This window comes from Spartobacteria bacterium UBA695, assembly GCA_002298145.1.
In the GTDB taxonomy this organism is placed as follows: Bacteria; Verrucomicrobiota; Verrucomicrobiia; order Chthoniobacterales; family Chthoniobacteraceae; genus UBA695.
Window position 1 is genome coordinate 1 of the sequence record DBMP01000024.1, and the last position, 22,313, is coordinate 22,313.

A 22,313-nucleotide genomic window follows, 5' to 3' on the forward strand; every position below is an offset into this window, starting at 1 on the left:
TGCTGTATCTTCCACTCCTCATGCTATTCCTGATCGCTACGGATTTTGCTTGGCAAAGATGACCTCGGCGGTAGCCGTCGCCGGCCCGATTATGTTGTTCAACTGTTTTTTTGCATCCGTGGTGCTGTCGTCATACATTCCGTAGCCGATCACCTGCACTTGGAAGACCGAAGGAGCGGCTTCTTGGGTGGCCGACGCGCGGTTGGTATCCACGCTGTTCATGGCGTTGGTGGCCGCGCCGGCAGCCGTCGATGCGGCGGTCAGCGCGGCGATGTTCGGCGCGACCGGGGCGATGGAGACGCCCGTGCTGTTGCCCTGCACCTGAATGTTGGCTGCGTTAAGCACTTGCAGCGCGGCGATGTTGATATTACCCGATACCCGGATGCCCGCCTCGCCCGCGTCCACCGTACCCAGCGGCGCGATGAGGTCGATGTCGCCCGGCGGAATCTCAGGAATCGGGTTCAGCGTGGCGATGCCCGCGCCATTGGAGGGCACTACGGGCGAGAGCGTAACGTTGCCATAGGCGTCGTAGACGCGCTTGGGCGGAGTGTAGACCACGGTGGTTTTGGCGCCTCGCCCGGCGTTGATGTCGCCCTCCGCCGACCATGCCAGGATGTTGCCGCCGTAGGTGGTCATGATGCGCGAGAGGCCCAGCAGGATGCTCCCCTTGCTGTAGATGCCGATGTCGCCCGTGCCTTGGGTTACGAGGCCCGCGGTCGAGGCGGGCACCATTCCCTCTACGCCCACGATGGTCTTGCCGCCGGGGGTCAGCACCGAGATGTCGCCGCCAAAGAGGGTGCGGATGCCGGAGCCGCCGAACATGACCAGGTCGCCGCTGTAGGCGTGGCCCTCGGGGAAGAGCGCGGCGATGGCCTTGCGTCCGCGCAGGTAGGAGCCGTAGCGGGTGCTCGATGCGTCGTTGTATTCGCGGCCCGCGGCCTTGAGTTCGGCGTAGTAGATTTCCCGCAGGAAGACGGCCCGCTGCGCGAGGGGGAGCGCGTCGAAGTAGGCCAGGGCCTCGGCGGCGTCGGTGGCGGCGTGGCCGTAGTGTTCTTTGAGCCACTCGATTAATTCTTCCTCGTAGGTGTGGGCCACTTTGCCGGGTTGGTCGGCGAGCGGTGTGCCGCTGACAGCCAGGTTGTCCGGATCGAGGTAGCGCGCGGCGAAGTCGGTGTAGGCGAGGCCCGCGGAGCCCGCGCCCGCTGTCACGGAGATGGAAGCGCCGGAGCGGGTGTCGCCGGTGGCCAGCGCGCCGATGGAGGTGATGGAGCCCTTGCTGCCCTGGTAGATGGTGCTGCCCGCCGTCACATCCAGCGTGCCGGGTCCGGCGATGTTGAGGTTGAGATACCAGATGTCGCCCCCGGCCTGGATCAGCGAGACGTCGTTGGCGTTGGCGTTCAGGATCAGGCCGGCTGTGGTGCCCGCGCTGCCTGCACCGAAATTGACGATGTCGCCGCCCGCGATCACCCTGGCCGCTTCGGAGGCGATGTAGAGCGTCGTGCTCAGGGAGTCGGTATAGACGCCGGCGATCTCGCCCAAGGCGACGTTGACGATGTCGCCGTTCACCGCATAGATGCGGATCGGGTCGGTGTCGCCTTCGTGCAGGTTGTCGCTGACGGTGTCATTCTGGAACGAGGCGAAGTTGTAGTAACTAGAGTTGCTGGCGACAGTGACCGGCTTGAAGGGGTTGGGAATGTCGTTGACCCCGGTTCCGGCGCCGGAGACGTCGATACGCAGCGAGGCGGTGTTGGTGGCGGACCCCGCTATCAGACCCGCGCCGTAGATGGACTGCCCTGCCAGAAGCTCCAGCGATCCGTTTGCCGATGGGGCCAGTTCCAGGGTGTGGGCAAAAGGGCCGCCCAGGTAGATGCTGCCTTCCGCCGCCACGGCGCTAAACAGCCCCGGCACGACGATTAGGGTGCCAGAAAAGCCCGAGCGCTTCCAAATGGCATTGCCGAGGCCGCTGTCGGTCACCGGTACGAGGTTGCCGCCGGCGGAGAACAGGCTGACCGAGGTGGCCTCCGGCCGCCACAGCGAGAAGTAGGCGGTGGAGGAGGTGGTGGTGCCGATCTGCCCGGCGTCGGCATAGGCGCTGACCACCAAGTCTCCGGCGGTGCGTACGGTCACGCTGCCGTCACCGGGCACCAGGGCGATGCCGCCTGCGGCCATGGCGACGGTGGCGGTTGCGGCGTCGAGCGCGCGCGGGTCGTTGGTTTCCTTGAGGCCGTAGACGTAGGAGACCGCGCCGATGGCCCCGGCGGTGATCTCAATGTTGCCGCGCAGGTCGGTGAAAATACTGGGCGAGCCTTCCGCCGCTTGGGCGTTTTGAGGCGTGGAGTTGTCGCCGGAATTGAGGGTGCCGCGCACCGTGACCGTCAGATCGCCACCGCCGGTCTGTACCAGGGTGCCGCCGGTAACGTTGTCGCCGTCGGTGGTGACCGAGGTCACCTTGCCGCTGGAGGCCACCGTCACCTGCAAGGAGCCGTAGGTCTGGGACGAGCCATTACCACTAAAGGTGCTGGTCATGGCCCCAGCGTTGCCGCCGGCGCTCACGGTGACGTTGCCGCCGCCCAGGGTGCCGATGCCGGTGAAGCCGGTGAGGTAGGAGATTCCTTTGCTGGTGACGCTGGCGCCAAAGCGGATCGACCACGAGGCGAGCCCGTCGGCATCGACGCTGCGCAGCAGCCAGTTGTCGGGGGAGTAGAAACGGACGCCGTCATCGGTATCGGTGTACGTGTAGCCGGTGACGTCGCCTTGGGCGATGAGCGTTAGGTCGCCGCCGTGGTCCGGCATGTAGGTGCCCGAGGCGATGCCTCTGGCGTCGGTGTCGGTGCCGGCGGTATAGACGCCGTACAGGGTTTTCTCGATAAAATCGCCACCAGCCGCCAGGTCAAGAGCGCCAACGCCGGTGCGCAGAACGCTGGGAACGGGGATGCCGTTGCTGTCAGTGGCGCCGGACTGGGTGTTATTGAGCACCAGATTGCCGGAGTCGCCGAGCGTGCTGGCCGCCAGCAAGATGCGCGACGAGGCGGCGGCGACGTCGGCCCCCGCCACCAGGCGGATCGACGCCGACTGCGTACCCGGTGCCTGCATGGCCGCAGCGGCCGATACGCCGGATATCGCCGGAATGGCCGGGGTGCCTAGGGTGACCGTTGTCGCAAAGGCCGGGAGCGGCGCACCACTGTCAAAGTACATGTCATACGTTGAGAATTTGGTACCGGCTGGGATCGTCTGGCCCACCGAATAGAATCTTCTGCTCGTCTGGGCGCCGTTATCCCGATAAAAAGCAGTATTTGGAATAACCCAGTCCTGAGCAAAGTAATAATATGCACCTCCGTCGCTGGCATATGTTTGGTTTGCGTATCCGAAATCATTCAGATAGTAGCCAGTAGAAGAATCCGAGGCCGTCGTAATGCCGTCATAGGTATTTGGCGTTCCTGGCACCCCCGGCCTGCCCTTGAACCCGTCGGAGATACTGCCGCCGATGGTCAAGTCGCCCGCGGCGCGCATCACGAGTTTCATCGCCCCGCCCGCGCCATAGGTGGCGGAGGAGGTGTTGCGGTCGGCGTCCGGCCCGTAGCGGTAGCCGGAAAGGTCGATATCGCCTTTCACCGTGAGATTGCCGCTGGTAACCGGCGTGCCCAAATACAGCCCGTCCGGGAAAAACTCTTTCAGGGCCCGCTTCAGCACGCGCACGTCGGAGACCATCTCTTTGGTGACGACGAGTGTGTATTGCTGACCTACGATAAGATCGCTGACCGAGCCGGGGAGTTGATACCCGACATCCACTATCGTATTGGACACTAGGTTGCCATCCCTGTCATACACGGTAAACAGCGGATAGGTGCCGTCGCCGCCGTAAATCTCCCAATACCACGGCATGGAGCCCGTCGCGGTGAACTTGACCGTCTTGCCGATATAACTCGCGTTCAGCCAATCCGGCAGGGTCGTCGTGTTGGCCGAGATCAAGCGCGATGCGTCCTGTTTCACGACTTGCGCGACGATATCGACTCCAGGCAGCAACTCCGCGCCCGTCAAACCCTTCAGTCGCGCTTGCAGACTGGGGTTGGCCAGGGCGTTTTTGATGAACAACTGGCTGCGCGTGTCGATTTGGTTGAGCCCCACCGAGCCGTCGAGCGCCACGGGTGCGGAGCCGCCATTGTTCTGCACCACCGTGCCATCGGCATCGGTCGGGCTGTAACTCCAGAAGCCGTGGACCGAGACGCTCTTTGCGCCCAGGATCGTAACGGGGTCGGGCGCGCTGATCTTCACGTCACCGCCGGTTTCGCTGACACGCCAGGCGTTGAGGTCCACCTCGCCGCGCGCCACACCGTCGGGCGAGCCAAGGTCCAGCTTGGCGCCACCCTCAAGGATGAGCCAGCCGGGCTGGGATGTGGAGAGATCGATGGTGCCACGGTTCTTGGCCTCCACTGCGGCTCCGTAGCTGTCCACCTGCAACACCGTGCCGTGGACATCAAGCACGGCGCTTGAGGCGATTGTCAAATTGTTGTGCGCGGCGAGGCTGATGCTGCCGGGGGCCTTCCCGCTGGCGTCGATCGTGCCATTGACGGTGAGGGAGCCGCCGTCGATAGAGACTGAAACGCTGTGCGCCTTGAGCCCGTCGCCGATGACCAGATCGCCCTGCTTGATGTCGAAGCCGCGGCTTTCAGTGAAGCCACCGGTAGTCAGCGCCGCGTTGAGGGCGGCAAAATTGGCGCTGAGGCTGGCCGGATCACGGCCCAGCACTTGGGCGCGGAGGTCGATCGAGCCGCCCTTGCTGCCGCTGCCGCCTGCGCCTTTCAGGATGCCGCCAAGGATGACGTGGCCGTGGGCGTCGCCGGTGGAGGTCAGGGTGATGCTGCCCGCGTCGTTGTTGGAGGCCGAGACGTCGATGACCGAGCCCTGCTGCTGGGTAATGTCGCCATAAGTAGATTCCAGCGCCACAGCGCCGCCCCAGGAGTATTCGGTCTTGTCCTCCATGAGGACGGTGCGCGCGGAAAGGTCGAGCCGACTGTTTACGCCGAGCACGATGTCGCCCGCCGCCGTCGCCGTCAGCGTGCCGCTGGGCAGGGCGACGGCGGTATCGAGGGTGATGGCTCCGCCCGAGGAAACCAAGTTGATGCGGCCGCCCAGCGCCGTTTCCGCCCCGGTGTCGGCGGCGGTGGCCCCGGCGGGCAGCGCCACGGTGAGGGAGCCGCCCGCGTGGTAGCTGGCGACGCTGCCAGCATTGGCCGTCAACAGCGGGGTCAGCAAGGTGAGGGAGCCGCCGATGCCCGCATAGGTCGCGGGATCGAAGCTGGCGGAGGGATCGGGGCCGCGCTGCCAGGCCGAGAGCGAGACATTGCCCACGCTGGTGATGCGCTCCGAGGCCGAGAGCGTCACGCCGGAGAAGCCCAGCAGCAGGTGGTTGAAGGTCACCGTCGAGCCGCCGGTGAGCCTGGCCGGGTGGCCCAGGGTGATGGTGTCGGCCGCGATGGTCAGGCTGCCCAGGCCGGTCCCCGCCCCGCCGGTGGTGATGGCGCCGGGCAGGGCGCTGGCGTAGCCACTGGTGGAGTCAAGCCGCCGCGCGACGTTCCAGGTGAAGTCGCCCACTTCAATGCGGATGGCATCACCGGCGGCCCCGGCGCCGTAGATAGCCGGGGTGGTCAGCACCAGGGAGCCGAGCGCTGTCAGATCGAGGTTCGCCGAACCGTAGAGGTTGACCGAGTTGCCGGCCCCCAGATGCAGGGAGCTTACCCCGGGGATATCCCGGGCCACGTCGCCGGCTACCAGCGATGCGAACAGATCCTGTGTCAGGTTGAGGCCGACCGCCAGGGTACCGGCAGCCTCGGCCGCCGCGAGGGCGTCTGCGGTGCCGATGTTGATGGAGTCCACCGTGAGGTCGAGGGTTTTCGCGCCCAGGAGCGGCGTGCCGTCAAAGGTCGCGCCGGTCTTGGAAAGGAAGCCGATGGTGCCGTCGGCGTAGAGGGCCGCGCCATCGCCGATGCTGATGGCACCGGTGGCGTTTTGGGCTATGGTGGTATTGAGCGTGACGTTCCCGTTGGAGACGACCAAGAGCGGGGTGCCGCCGCCCAGATAGGTGCCGGTCGAGGCATCCAGCAGCCGGGCGGCGCTGTCGTAGGCGCGGGTATCGATCAGGGAACCCGGATCGAGGCGGATGGCCCCCCCTTGAATGACGCTCAACACCACCTGCCCGGCGGTGAGCACGGCGCCGCTGCCCAGCGTCACCGATTGAGCCACGCTGGCGCGCGAGGCCGGATCGCCAAGGACGATGTAGGACGTGTCGCTGGGGTTGGTGGTGTCGGTCATGGGCCTGCCGCCGATAAATAGGCTGGCGGCTCCGAAGGCGTCGATATCCGAGGCCCGAAGCACCACCCGCGCGGATGAGCGGGTGGTATTATCGTCGTCGGCGACGATGGCAATACTCTGGTAGGCATTGGAACCGATATAGGCTGTGGTGATGGAGAGAACGCCGTCATAGGCGCTGTTCCCGTTTCCATTCATTTCTGTCATGGCATCCCAGGAGAACGCCGCATGGCCGGTGCTGGTGCTGCCAAATATCAGGGAAAGATGCTTGGCGTCTGCCTCGATCATCGGCCGCAGCGCGCCGACGGTGGCCGCCTGGGCAACGAGGAAGCTGGCGTAGCCGGTTTCGTTGTAATGGGAATAGGTCCGAACCGTGGCGGCCGGGGTGATCGTTATGGAAGTCGGCAGAGCGTCGTGAATGGAGGTGTTGGCCACCCCCTGGTAGCCCGACAATAGGTAGGAGCCGTTGCTGAGCGTCGCCACGCCACGAACCGCCGTGGTGCTGGTGGCTCCCAGTTCCACCCGGTAGGCTCCGGGCAGCAGCGCATAATTGGCGGGCATCAGGGTATAGGTGCCGGCAGGCAGGCCTGGCACCCCCGCCGGGATGGTGATGGTCTGGCCGATGCCCGGCGTGGCGCCAGTCCATGCCGTGTAGTAACCGCCCGCCGCCGGTGCCGTCACCACCCCCGGCACCAGTGCGTAGACGGCACCGCCGGAATGGAGCGGGTAGAGCAACGTGTCCACCGAGCCGCCGCGCCCGGAGACGAAGGCGGCACCGGTCAGCGTGCCGCCGCCCGACAGATCGACGGTGGCCCCCGCTTCGGCAATGATGCCGGTGCCCTGAAGGTTGATGCCTGTGGGGGAGCCCGTCGTGCCGTTGCTGGTGTTGTATTGGGCCGACACCAGGTTGATGGTGCCGGCGCTGGCGCCGTTTACGGTCCAGGTTTCGTCGTCCGTGGTGCCGCCATAAGGCATCACCAGCCCTTTTCCGCTCACCGAGGTGATGCTGCCGGCGAGAAGCTTCACCAAGGCGTCGGTGCTGCTGGTCCCATAGCCGAAGTCGGTGGTGAGAGCGGATAAATTGAGGGTGCCGAAGGGGGCAAACAGAGCGCCGCCTTGAAGGATGCTGGAGGCCGCCAGGGTCAGGCTGCCGAAGGCCGAATAGGGCGTTTCAACTGACGCGGAGGGATTGGGCCGGGTAATAGATAGCACCGCCGCAATGTCGGTGAGGCTGGGGGATGGCGCGGCATTGCCGCCGTTGCCGCTGCTGTAGAAACCCTGCGTGTAGCCGGCCTCCACGGTGGCGGTCACTCCGCTGGCCGGGTAGATGCGCGCCGCCGAGAGGGTGAGATCGTGGGCGGCATAAAAGATGGGGGAAGAAACGGTGTCGCTGGCGATGAAGCGCAGATCGCCGCTGCTGGCCAGGCCGATGTCGGCGAATGGGGCGATGATGGTGCCGGACACATCGATGAGATTGGCGCTCACCGACAGGGTGCCGTCCGCCGTGTAGGTGGTTGAGAGCGTCTCCGGCACCTTGGCGTAGTTGAAGTTGAGCTTGTCCTGCCCCGCCAGCAGCATGTAGGCGGCGGACAGCAGCACGCTGCCGCCTGACACGCTGGCATAGGTGCCCGCCTTCAGCGACAGGCTGCGGGCGACACCTAAGGATACGTCGCCGTCGAACAGCAGCGCCGTGCGGCCCAGCAGCGACACCGAGTCAAAACCGCCGGACTTGATCTGCGAGACGGCGATGCCGCCCTGCCCGAGGATGAGGTTGGCGTCGCTTTCGCCCGGCTCCACGTCCGCCGAGAGCGCGTCCGTCACCTCCTGCGAAACCGTCAGCACCCGGCCCACCCCCAGCGCCGTCGGAATGGTAAAGTAGTCGTAGTTCGCCTGGAGGGGCGATTCGAGGTTGACGATGAGCGTGCCGCCCGAGGCTCCCGCTCCGCCCGCCAAGGCTCGCAGCGTGCCCTCGGCCCGGATGCCGGACCAGCTCCGCAGCGCGATGGTGCCGCCGTCGCTTGCGACCGTTACCCGCCGGGAGGAGAGCCCGGCGCCGACAACGTCGAGTTCGCCGCTGGCACCCGAGGCGTCGAGCACTGCGCCGGGGCGGATGATTACATAGGCATGGGTTGACGCCTCGATGCCCGGCTTATAGGGACCGCCGTCGCCAATCGCCGTGAAGCTGCCGCCGGTGCTGCCAATATTGATTGTGCCGCCGTCGGGAACCACACCGTAGAGGCGGCCCAGGCTATCGGTGGCGATATAGGCCCTGGCCGACGCGTCCAGCACCGCGTCGCCGCCGATCCACACCGAGAGTGCACCGGGATCGACGTAGTGTTCCTGGGTGTAGGTGTTGACAATATCGATGGTCCCGCCCCGCGCGGTGATGGCCCCGTTTACCGTCACCTGGCCGCTGGAGGCAATCCGCACGCTCTGACCGTCATCGACTGTGATCGACGCCCCCTTGCCGATGGTCAGAAAGCCCTGCGTGCAACCGTAGTCGGTACCGTCGGCGCCGATGCCCGAAAGCAGGGCGATGCTTGCTCCGGCGCGCCGGGTCAGCGTGGCCGTTTTTGCGTTCTCCTGATAGAGCGTTGGCGTCCAGAGCTTCGCAACGTCGGCGATATCGCTGCCGGTGGAGGCCCCATAGGCCGCGTCGGTGAAGCAATAGGCCGGCATCACCCCGTTGATAGCAACCCCGTCCGGGACAATCAGGCCGCTTTGGCCGTTGACCGAATAGGACGAAAACCCCGACTGGAACAGGGAGGTTGGCAAGGTGGTGGACTGGATCGGTATGACCGCCACATCCCGCGCCACCACCGTGCCCTTGGCCAGCACGGTGCCGGCGGCAAGCGTGACGTCAGCGGTTGCGATGGACCCCGCCGCCAGAGATACCGGGACGGTCCAATACGTCTCCGCGAATCCACCTCCGTGCATGATCGGCACGCCTTGAGGGAACACGTTCGCGGGAAATGTGACCGCAGTGTTGGTGAAACTGCTGTCGAATCCGGTGATCTGCGACCCGGCGGGGATCGTTCCACCCTTGCCAATGGTCACCGAATTGCCGGCGCTCGTGATAATGCTTGTTTGGACCGGGATGTTGGTCCAAGCCGCGTGGGTCACAAGATATTCGCTCGTATTCCTGTCGCCGTCGAAATCCTTATAATCCCGGACACCATAGAGGACAAACGACCAGTAGCCAACCGGCAGGGTGCCGCCGGCGGGAAGCGTATCGAGCTTGAGCGTCGCGGCAATGGGAAGGACCGTCCCCTCGGGAATGACCGTGTCCTCGCTCAGGGTCAGAGCATAGGGTGCGGCCGTGCCGGCTGTGAGCGTGTCGCCAATGCTGGCAACGTCCTCGCCAACCGACAAAACACCGCCGGTTTCCAGTGTCAGTTTGCCCCCCTTGGTAAAGCCGTAGGAGAGGAGGGTGCCGCCCAGCGTCAGGTCGCCGTGGTTGCCCGGCGCCTTCGAGTTCATCGTGTAGCTGGCGATGAGCGTGATGTCGCCACCGGCGCCGCCGATAGTCGCGCCTTTCTCGGAAACGAAACCGCCCGCGGAGGCGTTGATGAGAGAGCCTGAGCCAAGGGTGACATCGCCGGTGGAGCGGATGGTTACGTCGCCGCCGTCAGCGAAAGCCTGCATCCACTCGGTCGCGGGATCGGTTAGCGCATTGCTCCAGAGCCCCCGAGTGTCGATGGTGACATTCTCTGCGACGGTGACAGCGATGTTCGTTACAAAACCGTCCGTATTCTGGCCAAGTGCGACCGAGCCGCCGCGAGCCGTGATATCGCCGTTCACGGTGACGGTGCCTCCGTAAAGACTGAGGCTTCCGCCCGGAGCCAGCGCAAGGTCTCCGGCAACGGTTACCGCGCCCGTAGCCGCAACCTGCAAGCCACCCAAACCGGCACTGTTGAGCGCCGTTTCGTCAAGCCATATCTCGGCGGTATCGGCGGGTTTGACCGGCGAGATCGTCACATCGCCTGTGACCGGGTGCTTTGTTCCTGCCGAATAGTCGTTATTGTGCACCGTAAGCGAGCCGGGAAGAGCCACGGTGCCGCCCGGCAGCTTGTAGCCATCCGTCACGCCAGAGGAGCGCGCTCCGGTTTGGCTGGAACCGTTGACAACGCCAGCGGTAATCGAACCGTAAAAATTTCCTTTGGACGTATTGAGAATAAGTCTGCCCGCGTCGCGCCCTACGGTGTAGCCGTCCACCGATGTATAAATGGTGCTTCTGTCGGTAAGCGGGCTGTAATAACTTTCGGTAACATTCCACTTTGCGTGATCGACGTTGAAGACGTTATTGGCAATGATATAAGTAAGGTACGACGGCGCGTCCTCAATGGAGTAATATCTTCCGTCGCTGCCCAGGAGGCGGGTGGATTTGATAACGCCGGAGGCATAATCGACAGAGCCGCCGGAGATGTTAAAGGAAGAGCCGGCTTGCGCAACGACCTCGTTGGCGGAAAGCATGATATTGCCACCAACAGCCGTCCACTCGCCAATGGTATGGCCGAGGTTGGAGAGGTAGCCGCCGACTTCAAGAAGCCCTCCCGATGTATAATAGCGGTCGGAGGTGTAGCCGCCGGTTCCGGCGGGGACGTAGACCAAGTCGCTAATGTTGATCCAGACGTTGTTGCTTTTCAGAGCCTTCGAGTCCCGATTGAGCGGCGAATCGCGCAATTCGTTGCCCTGGATATTGACCATGATGTTGTTGATCGACATGGCCAGTGACACACCGCTAACGCCGGAAACATCGAGGTCGGCTCCGCTTTCGGTAATAATGCGGCCCGCGGCGGAAACCGCGATCTGGCCGCCCTGGGCCTGGGTTTCCGAGCCGCCTTTGAAGACGACGCTGCCGCCGGTCGCGATCTCGACGCGGGACTGGTCCTCGCGGTCGTCGAGCTTGGAAAGGTTGTCGAACTGGCCGAATGCGGCATTGGCCCGAGCGGTATTCTGCGTGGCGGAATCGGCGATCAGTGCATCGCGCTGGCTGTCGAGCGCGGTGGTATCACTGTCGAGTTCAGGCAGGATGGCGGTAAGGCTGTTGCCGGTAAGCGTAATAGAACCGTCTGCGTTTGTGGCAGAATTGAGCAGGTGAATGGTGCCACGCTGGTTGACCGACGTGCTGGCAATGAGGACGCCGTCTTGGGTGACAGTGCGTCCGGCAAGCGTGATGTCGCCTTGCGCGGCGGTGATAAAGCCTGTGTTGGTCACACTTCCTGCCGAGGAGTTGACGTCGAAGATCGGCGCAATTTCGTTACCACGCGTGGTCGAATACGAATTGCTGGTTGTGCTATAGCCGGGCCGCAGAATGAAGTCGTCGCCAGCGGCGAGTTCCGTCTGTCCCTTCGGAGTCGTGATCATGCCGTGGTTGTCAACTTCGCTACCAAGCAACAGAACGAAACCGCCGCCGCTGGTCACACTGGATGGGACGGCGGTGGTGATTTCAGCCCCAGCCTCGACAATGACATTGCCAAAAGCGTCGGTAAAGGCGGGCGCGTAGGTGGAGCCCACTTGAGTGGAATAGATGCCGCTATTGAGGAACTGGCTATTGGAAATATTCGCGGCGGCAGCAACGAGGTTGTGGACATTCACCTGGGATGCACCGCCGAAGATGATGCCGTTGCGGTTGATGATGTAGACGGAACCAGGGGCGTTGATCTGGCCGAGTATTTGCGAGGGGGAGGCGCTGGGATCAGTGACGCGATTGAGGGCAACCCAGTCGCGGCCTCCCTGGTCGAAATTGACGGTGGTTTCGCGACCGACGTTGAATGTCTCCCAAGTGAGGATGGCTTTTGCAGTCTGCTGTTGGATGTCCACCACGGTCCGGCCGTTCTGTACAGACTGCGTCGGAGCGGCGGCTCCCTGCCAGAGATCGGTGCCGGGCGTAGCGCCGGAGGCAACGACAAGGCCGCCGGAAGTCAGACCGTTGGGAACGCTGCTGGCGCTAGACTTGGCTGCAGCGCGCGCCGCAGCCTGGGCGGCCCGGACGGCGGCGATGGTCTGCGTCGTCCGCACGAGCGACTGACGTTCGGCGAGCGCGGAGGCGGTGCTATCGGTACTGCTGCCGCCTGAGACGCTGGAGGAAGATGAATTGTTGCCGGTGGTGCTGGAGGCGGGGGACTTGACGCGCATGTTGCCCACCAGGCTGGCCATACTCATCGGCGCGGGGACCAGGAGGACGAGCAGGATGCAGAAGGCCGCCTTGATCGAGCACGCGATAAAGTCGGCGGTCCAAAGCATTGCGGCGGGAAGGGCGGCAAGGACTGTGAGCGAGTACCTCTTAAAGCGGACAAGGCGGTTCATAGGAAAAGATGGGATCGGGAAAAACAGTGTTGAGGAGAGACTGGGAAAAGACCTGCAAAAAGTGTGGGAAGTGACCGGACTCAGGTGTGCTCACCCGAGCGCACCCAAATCCGGCGACCCAAAAAATCGATACCGTTCATGGCGGGGGAATCCGCCATGAACGCTCCGAATATTACTTGCTTGGAGTGGATGGGGTGAGCATCTGAGCCACGGCGAGTTCGTTGACCGTGATGGGATTTTTTTCGAGCAGCTTGCCGAGGTAGGCCTGGCGGTTGACCTGGGCTTGCTTGGTGCGCAGCCGTTTGCCGAGTTCGCTTTTGACTTCGTCAAAGGTGAGCTGGCGGCTTTCACGGACTTCGAGCAATTTAAGGATGTGCCAGCCGTCGGCGAGCTGGATCGGTTTGCTGACGGCTCCTTTGGAAAGAGCCGTAACACTGTCGCGGATCTCGGGCCGGATTTGCGTCTCGGCGAGCCAGCCGAGTTCGCCGCCCTTGGTCGCGGATTCCTTCTCGTCGCTTTCTTTTTGAGCGATGGCGGCGAAATCCGTGCCGGACTTGGCGAGTTGTTTGCTGATCCCGTCGAGCTTGGCCTGTGCTTTTTTGAGCACGTCGGTGTCGGCACCTTTCGGAGCGGCAACGAAAATCTGCGCCAGGTGATATTGACGCGGGGCCATGAGCGCGGTTTTGTTGGCTTCGTAGGCGGCCTTCAGATCAGCCTCGGCGGGGTAATCGGCGAGCGGCTCGGTTTGGGATTGGAGGTAGCTTTCGACCAGCGCGGTTTCACGCAGTTTGTCCAGTTGACTCGTGAAAGCCGGGTTCTGGTCCCACTTTTGTGCCTGGGCTTCGGCGAGAACGACGCGGCGGATTAAGAGCATGCGGATGGCTTGGTTCAACTCGGCCGGTTTGGCGGCCAGTTCGGCCTGGGCCTGCGGGTTGAGGCTCTCCAGCAGCGGGCGGATTTCGTCGGCTTTGACGTCGGTGCCGTTGACGCGGGCCAGGATGCTGTCGGCCGCGAACGCGTTGGAAATGAGGCTCACGGCGACTGCCAGGGTGATCGCGTTGCGGTACATGGCGGCGGTAAATTTGGTGGAGTAAAGTGTAGTCATGGTTTGGGTCGGTTTTAAGCTAGTGAGTCGATGGGGTCGGCGAGGGCTGTGCCTTGGCCGTTTGCGCCTTGGGTTCGGGCTTTGGCGTTGCCGATGGAGCAGGAGCGGTAGCAGGGGTTCCGGGCTGGTATTTCTGGTCGAGGATTTTGTCGTTGTAATCCTGCACGAGCGCCTGGATTTGCACGCGCTTGGCTCCGATGAATGGCTCCTTGGCTTTGATGGCGTCGCCCAGCCCGAAGCGCTCCAGGCGGTTCAATATTTCCTGGCCAACTTTGACGAGCGCGACGTTCTTGCTTTCTCGGTCGGCCACGGTCCGTTCAAGTTCGGCAATGCGGATTTCCAGGTTCGACCGGGCGAGTTCCTTGGTTTTGGCTAGGTCCGCGGCTTGCTGGAAAGCTTCCCGGGTCTTGTTGAGTTCGGTGAGGAGCTTGGCGTTGTTAGCCTCCAGGGTCGTAGACTTTGTGGTAAGATCGGCGATTTCCTTTTCGGCTTTCGCGCGATCTTTTTCGCTTCGCTTGGTGAGGTCATCGAGCTGTTTTTTGAGCGTGTCGCGCTCGCTCTCCGCCTCGGCCTGGGTAACTTGAAGGGCGGCGGTGTCGCTCTGGGCTTTGCGCAGTTGGAGGGTGGAGTTGCGCAGCGCGTCACGCAGCTTCGCTTCGTTGTTGTCCTGCGTTTGCTGGGCAAAGGCGCCGAGCGGTAGCGTCACCAGTAAGAGAAGGGTGCCGAGGGATCGTAGGGATTTCATGACGGGAATAGGTGCTAGAATTTGGCGGAGAGATCGACTTGGATGACGTCGGCGGAAAAGGGCGAGCTAGAGACGTTGTTGGCGCTCATCCAGCGCAGCCCGGCCCAAACGTTTTTGGAAAGACCGAGTTTGCCGCCGACGAAGAAGCCTTTCAAATTGGTGCCGCCCAAGCCGAAATCGGAATCGGCGAATGCGTCCACCACGGCATCGGTTTCGAGGTAGCGGTAGCCGACGAAGGTTTGCCAATCCCAGCGCTGCTCGATGACTGGCATGCCGACGGTGAACTTGAGAAGCCAGCCGGTGTCGCCGCCGTCCACCTTGGTGGAGTGGTCGCCAAGGTTATTCTGCGCGCCGTAATAGTTGATGCGGTTTGCGTCGTAGGCTACGTTTTTAACGAACTCGCCTTCGAGCGACATGTGGAAGGGATCGAACCGGGAGAAGTCGATCTTCTGCGTGTAGGCCAATTCACGGAACGGCGTGGCTAGTCCGTAATACTGATAGTCATATTTTCCGTAATAACTCGAGGACGAATCGGTATAGTAGGCGTTATTGCGCAGCTCCATGTAGGTGTTGCCTTTTTGCGCGAACGACGGCCGGGTGATGTCGGTGTTGCCATCCTCGTCCGTGAAATAGATCGGGTCGGAAAGCTCGCCTTGGATGTCGAGGAAGTCGTAAAAGGCCACGCCAGCCCTCGTGGTGAGGTCTTTGGTGATGGTGATGTCGGTACCGATTTGCGCGCCAATGAGCCACTTGTCCTTGCTCTCGACCTTCGCCGCCTCGTTGGTGGAGAAGTTGAAGTCGGTGTTGTAAACCGGGAACGATCCCAAGGTCAGCCACGGGGTAAAGCGGCCCAGGCGCTGGCTCACGTGCGCGACCACGCCGTCGAAACCGAGGTCGTCGTCCCAAATGAGGTCGGTTGAAAAGAACGGGTTGTCAAAGCGGCCCACCACAAAGCTCGCCTTGGTGTCTTCGAAGCCCTGCAAATCGTAGCGGATGAACGCACGGTCCACCCATGCGGCGTACTTTGCGCCGAGGCCGTTGGAACCGAGCGTCTGGTTGGTGGAGATGGGCGAGTTGTCGTTGCCGGTAGCCAACCGGATGCCGGCGGAGAAACCTTCGCCCAGGTTGGCATCGAGCGCCAAGCGGGCCCGTATGCGCATCCGCTCGCGGTCCTGGTCAACGTTGTAGATCGGTGGATACTTGGTGTTACTTTGGGATGCGTTGTAGGGCGAGCCGTTGTTGATGGCGTTGAAGTTCGGGTAGCCCAGTGCGTCGTTACCGGACGGGAAAAAGTCCCCCTCATAGCGGGCGCGCACGTCGCCGCTGATGCGAATTGCCTTGGTCCACGGGGCGACCTGCTCGGGCAGCGCCCAGCCTTCCGCCAGTTGCTCTTTCATGACGTCCTGCTTGATGTCTTCGCGCAGTTGTCGCCGCACCGACTCGGGCACGTACGTGACGCGGATTGCGCCGTCGCCGCCTCGGGTGGAATAGGGCACGGCGTCGACCGGGGGATAACTGCTGACGGGACCGGCCACGGAGGCCGCTCGTTCCTGGGCGGCTCTCGCGGTGGCGGCCTCGGTTTCGGCCTGGGCGATGAGCGCGTCGCCTTGTTCTTTTTTCACCACGCCCTGCTGGACGAGCAAGTTGACTAGGTTCACCATCGCGTTGGTGGATGCGGCGACGGGCATCAGCGAGGGCGCCTCATCGGATGCGGGCGCGACAGCGGGCGCCTTGGGGTCGGCGGCCTGGGCCGCAACGATCAGCGCGGAAAGGCAGGCGGTGGATAGGATTCGGGGAAGCCGGGGCCCGTGGCGGCGGGTGCGTGGCAGCGAAGTTGTCATGGTTGTTGGTAGGATGGAGAGGTGTTGAAATTAGGGACGGCGGCCGGTGAGCCGCAGGACGATAGGGCTGGGCATATCCGCGGGAGGCGGCTCGCGCAGGGTCAGGCCCTTGAGGACTTCGTTCTGGAGGGCGTCGTCGATCTCGCGGTCGCCCGTGGATGTGATGAGCTGAGCGCGCTCTACCCGCCCGGTGGAGTCCGGCCAGATGCGAACCGAGATATCGAGGGTTGCCGTGCGCGTCTTGCTATTGCGGCTCAGCGCGGACTGGATGGCGGACTGGACTTGCCCGGCATACCATCCCCAGCGCCCGCCTCCACCGCCGGAGCCGTTGCCGGTTCCGCGGCCCCCGATGATCCCGCCGTTGCCGCGCCCCACGAGGCCGAAGGCGTCAGGCCCATTGCCCTGGATGTTCGTCCCCATCGGCGCGGCTTCTTCCTCGGGCTTGGGTTGTTCGGCGGGCTTTTGCTCATTATTGGCCACCGGCTCCTGCTCGATCATTTGCTGTTTGTCATAGACCTTCGGCGGCTCCTCTTTCTTTTGAATTTGGGGAAGCGGCGTGGGCGGCGGCGGCAGCGCGATCCGCACCATGGAAAACTCCTGCGGTTTGTTGGCGACTGTTTTGGAACCCGCCACCGTGCGAACAACCCAGACCAGCGCGGCGATGCCTACTACGGCAACGGCGATAACCACGCCGTTCCTGCGCAAAAACGCCATGGCATTGCGCTGGTTGGCCTGTTGTTGTTTCGGGCGGGATGGCGCTGTATGAATTTCTGGTGCCATGACTAGTTATTTTCCCGATTTGGTCGCGAGACCGACCTGTGAAATTCCAACCCGTCCAAGCACGTCCAAGACATCCATCACGCCCTGGTAGTGCGTGAGGCTATCGCCCCGCACCACCACCGGAAACTCCGGTGTGGCCGACTTCTGCGAATTGAGCCGCTGCTCCAACTCGGAGAGCGAGACCGGCACGGTGTCCAGGAAGATGTGCCCTTCGTTGTTGACTGTGATGGCCTTGGTCTTTGGTTTGGCCAGGCTCGCCGGGGTGTTGCTCGATTTCGGCAGGTTCACTTTCGTCCCGGCCACCGACGCCGTGCACATGAGAATAAAGATGACGAGCAGCACGTACGCCAGGTCCAGCATCGGCGTGATGTTGATATCGTCGTAGGGCTTGTCTTCGTCTTGAACATTCATGGCGCTTGAGATGAAAAAGGAATCAGACCTCGACGGATACCGCCGATTTTTCGCGGCGCTTGGAATAAAACTCGGTGACCTTTGCGACGAATTCGTCGACGAATACCTGCATATCGACGGTCACTTCCTTAAGCCGCGAGAGCAGGTAGTTATAGCCAAAGAGCGCGGGAATCGCGACGGCCAGACCGGCCACGGTTGCCAGCAGCGCGGCGGCGATGCCGGGGGCGATGGCGTTGACATTGACGTCGCCCGCCTGGGCCACGGCGGCAAAGGTGATCATGACGCCAACCACCGTTCCGAGCAGCCCCAGGAAGGGTCCGCCGGAAATGGCGATCGTGAGCAGCACCATCCACTTCTGGAGCCGTTGCAACTCACGGGCACGGCCCGCATCCATGCTAACGTTGATTGCCCGGATCGCCGCGCCAGAGAGCGGCTTCTTGCTGTGCACGTCGTGTTCTTCGGCGATGCGCTTGCGGATTTCGCGAGCGCCGATGTGGTAGAGCCGGTAAAGGGGCGAGAGAGACACTGCGTTGCCGTCCTCCTTGCTCAACTCGCCACCGACGGAGGAGGAAAAATGCTGGGTTGCAGCGCTTTCAAGGACGGTCAGGTCGTCGCCAACGCGTTCCTCGAAAAGCCGCAGGAAGCACTCGTTGCCTTTGAGAGCGCCGGCGATGTAGCGGTTCTTCAGCACCATCACGGTAATACTTAAAACGCTCATCACGGCGAGCAGGCAAATGACCACCCAGCCGTCCGCGGTAAGGCTGCGAACGATAACGCCGATATAGCCCGAGCCCCCACCGCTGCGTTTGCCGCCTTCTTCCTCGCCAAACACCACCGACTTCGGCCCCGATTCGCCCCCCTGCGTCATGGCCTCAAATTTAAGATAACCCGCGGAACGGACTGCCCCGGCAAGTTCCATCTCGACCACGTCCCCATTGAAACCCGAGGCAACCGTTCCGTCGGCTGCTCTTTCGCCGCCCAGCGTTGCCGGGCTGTTGAGCGCGGGAAGGCCCGCCTCCATTTTGCCATAAACCTGCCCATCAATCCAAAGCGTCACGGTTCCTCCATCCGCAACCGCCGCCACGTGATGCCACGCATTAGCCACCAGCGGGGCCGCTCCGGGTGTGCGGGAAACCGTCCCGCCGCTCGTCACTTCCACAAACGGCACTCCCGCTTCGGTCACGATCGAAAAGGCGTTCTGACCCTCACGGCGGCTGAACAAAATCAAATGCCCCCGGGCGTCCGCAGGCTTAACCCACACCGACCATGTCATGGGTCCATTGGCGCTCCACGCCAGCGATGGAGAGGCCGGGACGCTCACTAGTGATTTCCCGTCAAAGTGCAGGCCCGTTCCAATGAGCGTTCCCTCCGCGGGAATCCCCGCATTGGCCGCGTTGTTTTCGTTGCCCGAAAAATCCCGCGCGGGCTGACCGCGTTCGCCAAAGTGCCACACCAGTTCAGTCCCCGCGTCGTAGGTCCCCTTCGAGTTCTCGGCCGAAGGCGCCGCCTGGTTGCCATAATAAAGCCAGAAGATCGTTTGCGCCGCCCCCTTCACCTCCGGCACCCGCACCCACACAAAGGCTTCTCCGAGCATCGCGTCATACGATGCAATATGATGCGGGAGCACCGTCTTATCATCCGCGTTGACGAAACGGATATCCGATCCGTCCTGCTTGGCCAGGTCAAATTGGAAATTCCCAACGTGCAGCCGCACCAGCACCGGCACGCCGCCAACGGATTCCGTAACACCGGCTCCGTTACTGGTGGTGTCCACCGTGATTTTCTTGCGTAGCGCCCAGTCGCTTTTCCACCAGGCGGCGTGGGCTGCGTTCGGCACACATAGGCAGGCCAACATGGCCAGCAGCGCGTTCTTTAGCCAGTTTCGAGTCGTTCGTATCATAGGAGACGGTTTTTGGTTGAAGGGTAATTTGCTACGATCAAAGGTTAAAATTCGGCCCATACTCGGAAGGTCAGCCGCGGGTGATACTGCTCGGTGTCCCCCTCGCTTTGCAGCGGGAAACCCAGGTCGATTGTTCCGTTGAAATGCTTGTGAAACTTCAAGAGCGAGCCCACGCCCACGCTCCCAAGGCAATAGCTGGAGGTTTGTTCCGCAAGCGTATCCATCACCGTCAAATACGCCCAATCAGTGAACACATACGCCCGCCATTCATCCACATATCCGGCAAGCGTAAAGGGAGGCGTGCGCACTTCGAACGTCCCGACCACCGCGTTGTCTCCCATCGCCGCACTTTCCAAATACCCGCGCACCGTGCTCAAGCCCCCCGCCCCAAACTCCTCCGAAGAAATCAGCGGTCCGCTCGATACTTGCCCCTGCACCTTCCCAAAAAGCTGCACGTCATCAATCACGTCCCGCGTCTGCGAGAGATCACCGCGGAAATAAATATAGCTACCAGTGGAATTGAACCGCTTGTTATCAAACTCCTCCGTCGAACTCCCCATCCCCCGCGCGCTAAAATTCACACTCCCATTGACCTGCGTCATCACTCGCTTCTCGATCAGCGATCCCGAATAGCCAAGGGCTATCGGGAAATAGGTGATCGGCGTCTGGGTCGTCGCAGAAGTCCCCGTCAAAGACAGCAGCTCCTCATAGTGCTTATAGTCCATGCCCACCGTAAAACTGTGCACATACGTTTCCGTGCTCGGCAGCGCCACGATCGCTTGCAACCCTACCGTTTCGCCCCGCCCCGCCACGTCAAACGCGCCCAGCGTCGAGACATCGCTATCCTGCTTCGTCCCTTGGAGCAGCATCTTCACCGGCGTATCCGGGATGGGCATCATGTAATAGCCCGAATACACCTTCGCATCATCCGGGTTCTCCGGCGCCACCTGAAAACTCCCCCCAATGGTGTGCCCCAACTGCCACAAATTCGAGTAGCTCAATGCACCATTGAGGCGCGTTTGAGTCGTGTTTGCACTATACCGGTTATTCAACTCTAAACTCCCGTGCAGTGGCGAATGATCCTCCACATTCAAATCCACATCCACCGTCCCCGGCACCACCCCGGCTCTTAAAGAAGGCGTCACCCTGCAATCCGCCGACTGGTTTAGCCCCACCATCTCCCGCGTAAACGCATTGAAATCCGGCACCTCACCCTCCGCCACCGACGGCACCTTTTCCTTAATCGTATTATGATCAAAATAGCGCGACCCGTGAATCCGCAACCGCCCCACCTTCCCCTCCACCACCTGAATCACCACCGTCGCATCCGCCACCCGCTGTTGCGGCACCACCACCGACACCGTTTGGTAACCCCGCTTCTGATAAAGCTTCTCCAGCGCCACCCGCGCCCCCTCCACATCCTCCGGCGTCCGCGCCTCCCCAAGCAACGGATACACCGTCGCCTCCACCTCCTCCGCCGTTAACTTAGTCACTCCCAATACCTTATATTCAAATATGTCGATCCGCGAAGGCGCCGCAGCCTGCGGTTGGGTCGCGGCGGGCTCCGCCGCGCCCAGCGTGACGGCGCAAACGGCTAATAACAAGAAAGCTAAACTAAAGATGTGTACTGATTTCACAGGGCTGTTTTGAATGGCTGACGATACGTAGTTCTGTTATTAAGACCCCTCTTCCGGGCAGAATCTTCCGGATTTAATGTTACAATCAGATTACGAAGATCGTCCCCCTTCCATTCCTCATTTCATTGATTCCGTTTTTCCCCCCGTCCACGACGCATTAGTCCAAGTAACGCGACGCCGCCCGCCATAAGGGATGCATACGTGGAAGGCTCTGGCACGGTTTCAGCAACAGAAACGTTGTCGAGCGCTGTAATTCTTGCATTCGATGTTCCCGCGAATCCGTAGATTGAGGCGGCGGCGGCCAAGGCGGCGTCATCAAATGTATAGGATGTGCTGTAAATAACATCCCCTGACAACTTGGAGATCGTCAAGAGAAAGGTATAGTCGCTGCTGGCATCCAGGGTAAGCGAAAGACTTACATTGAACCACGTGTTTACTGCGAGGACATGCTCTCCGTTAGCCGTGTTCCAATTATAGTACCCCACGATGGATCCGTTTTTAATGAAATAGCCACCTTCATCATAAAATGCGAATTCAATGCCGGAGGAAATCGCCGCTGGATAGTCGGGGCTCAACGCATTCGAGCTTAACGAGGAAAAACCGATCAAACCATAGCCTTCGGGGACCTCATAGTTTGAATTAGTGTTATAAAAGGCGCCGCTGATCGTCAAGGCGTTCCCCTGCGCATTGTTCAATGCTGTCTTGGAGGTCCAAAGCGAGTGACTGCCAACACTGTAGGGGACACTGAATCCCCCGGTGCTGTTTACTCCCGCGCTGGAACTGTAGGTCGCGGAGGCTCCCGAGAACGTGTAATTAAAATAGTCCTGATCCGACGAGGTGTTGAAATCACTCGCGATGGTTGTGGTGGATGTCGTTCCCGTTGCAATAGTTGTCGTCGTCGTGCCAGCTTGCAACGATCCCCCCGCCAACAGCAATGCGGCGGCTAAGGCACCGAACGCAGTCTTAAATGTATTTCGCTTAATGAGTTTGTTCATGCTGTCGTTGTTTTTACGAGCCTGTTTTGGATGGATGAAAATAGTTGGTTCTACTTTAAAGACCCCTCTTCCGGGCAGAATCTTCCGGATTTGTTGTTACAATCAGATGACAAGAAAGATCGTCCTCCCTCGGCTCCCAATTTCCTTGATGAAGTTTCTTCCCCGGCATAAGAAAATAGAAACGGCCCAACAATGAGGATGAGATGAGCCGAAGATGCTGAAATTTCCATACAATATGAAACCGGCGAAAATGACAAATTTCATGGGCCGATCATGCATAGTTC

9 protein-coding genes are annotated in these 22,313 nt (G+C 61.7%); all 9 read right to left on the minus strand.

Annotated features, from left to right (window positions below):
* Positions 1-36: 36 nt before the first annotated feature.
* Positions 37-12,615: a filamentous haemagglutinin family protein gene (locus tag B2828_RS13450; protein ID WP_479634273.1), complete on the minus strand. Its 12,579-nt coding sequence runs from the start codon at positions 12,613-12,615 to the stop codon at positions 37-39.
* A 172-nt stretch (positions 12,616-12,787) separates the two neighbouring features.
* Positions 12,788-13,720, minus strand: a complete 933-nt coding sequence (locus tag B2828_RS13455; protein ID WP_479634274.1) for a peptidylprolyl isomerase — start codon at positions 13,718-13,720, stop codon at positions 12,788-12,790.
* A 19-nt stretch (positions 13,721-13,739) separates the two neighbouring features.
* The gene (locus B2828_RS13460) at positions 13,740-14,465 is read right to left on the minus strand and encodes a phage major capsid protein (RefSeq protein ID WP_479634275.1); all 726 of its coding nucleotides are present in this window, start codon (positions 14,463-14,465) and stop codon (positions 13,740-13,742) included.
* Positions 14,466-14,479: 14 nt separating this feature from the next.
* Positions 14,480-16,306 (minus strand): putative porin, encoded by a 1,827-nt coding sequence (locus B2828_RS13465; RefSeq protein ID WP_479634276.1) that lies wholly within the window; start codon positions 16,304-16,306, stop codon positions 14,480-14,482.
* A 30-nt stretch (positions 16,307-16,336) separates the two neighbouring features.
* Positions 16,337-17,086, minus strand: a complete 750-nt coding sequence (locus B2828_RS13470) for a TonB C-terminal domain-containing protein (protein ID WP_479634277.1) — start codon at positions 17,084-17,086, stop codon at positions 16,337-16,339.
* A 6-nt stretch (positions 17,087-17,092) separates the two neighbouring features.
* Complete coding sequence (locus tag B2828_RS13475) at positions 17,093-17,497, minus strand: ExbD/TolR family protein (RefSeq protein WP_479634278.1); 405 nt, start codon at positions 17,495-17,497, stop codon at positions 17,093-17,095.
* Between the two features lie 22 nt (positions 17,498-17,519).
* The gene (locus B2828_RS13480) at positions 17,520-19,397 is read right to left on the minus strand and encodes a DUF2341 domain-containing protein (RefSeq protein WP_479634279.1); all 1,878 of its coding nucleotides are present in this window, start codon (positions 19,395-19,397) and stop codon (positions 17,520-17,522) included.
* A 44-nt stretch (positions 19,398-19,441) separates the two neighbouring features.
* Positions 19,442-21,034, minus strand: a complete 1,593-nt coding sequence (locus tag B2828_RS13485) for a ShlB/FhaC/HecB family hemolysin secretion/activation protein (protein WP_479634280.1) — start codon at positions 21,032-21,034, stop codon at positions 19,442-19,444.
* A 122-nt stretch (positions 21,035-21,156) separates the two neighbouring features.
* Positions 21,157-22,029 (minus strand): PEP-CTERM sorting domain-containing protein, encoded by an 873-nt coding sequence (locus B2828_RS13490; RefSeq protein WP_479634281.1) that lies wholly within the window; start codon positions 22,027-22,029, stop codon positions 21,157-21,159.
* Positions 22,030-22,313 lie beyond the last annotated feature (284 nt).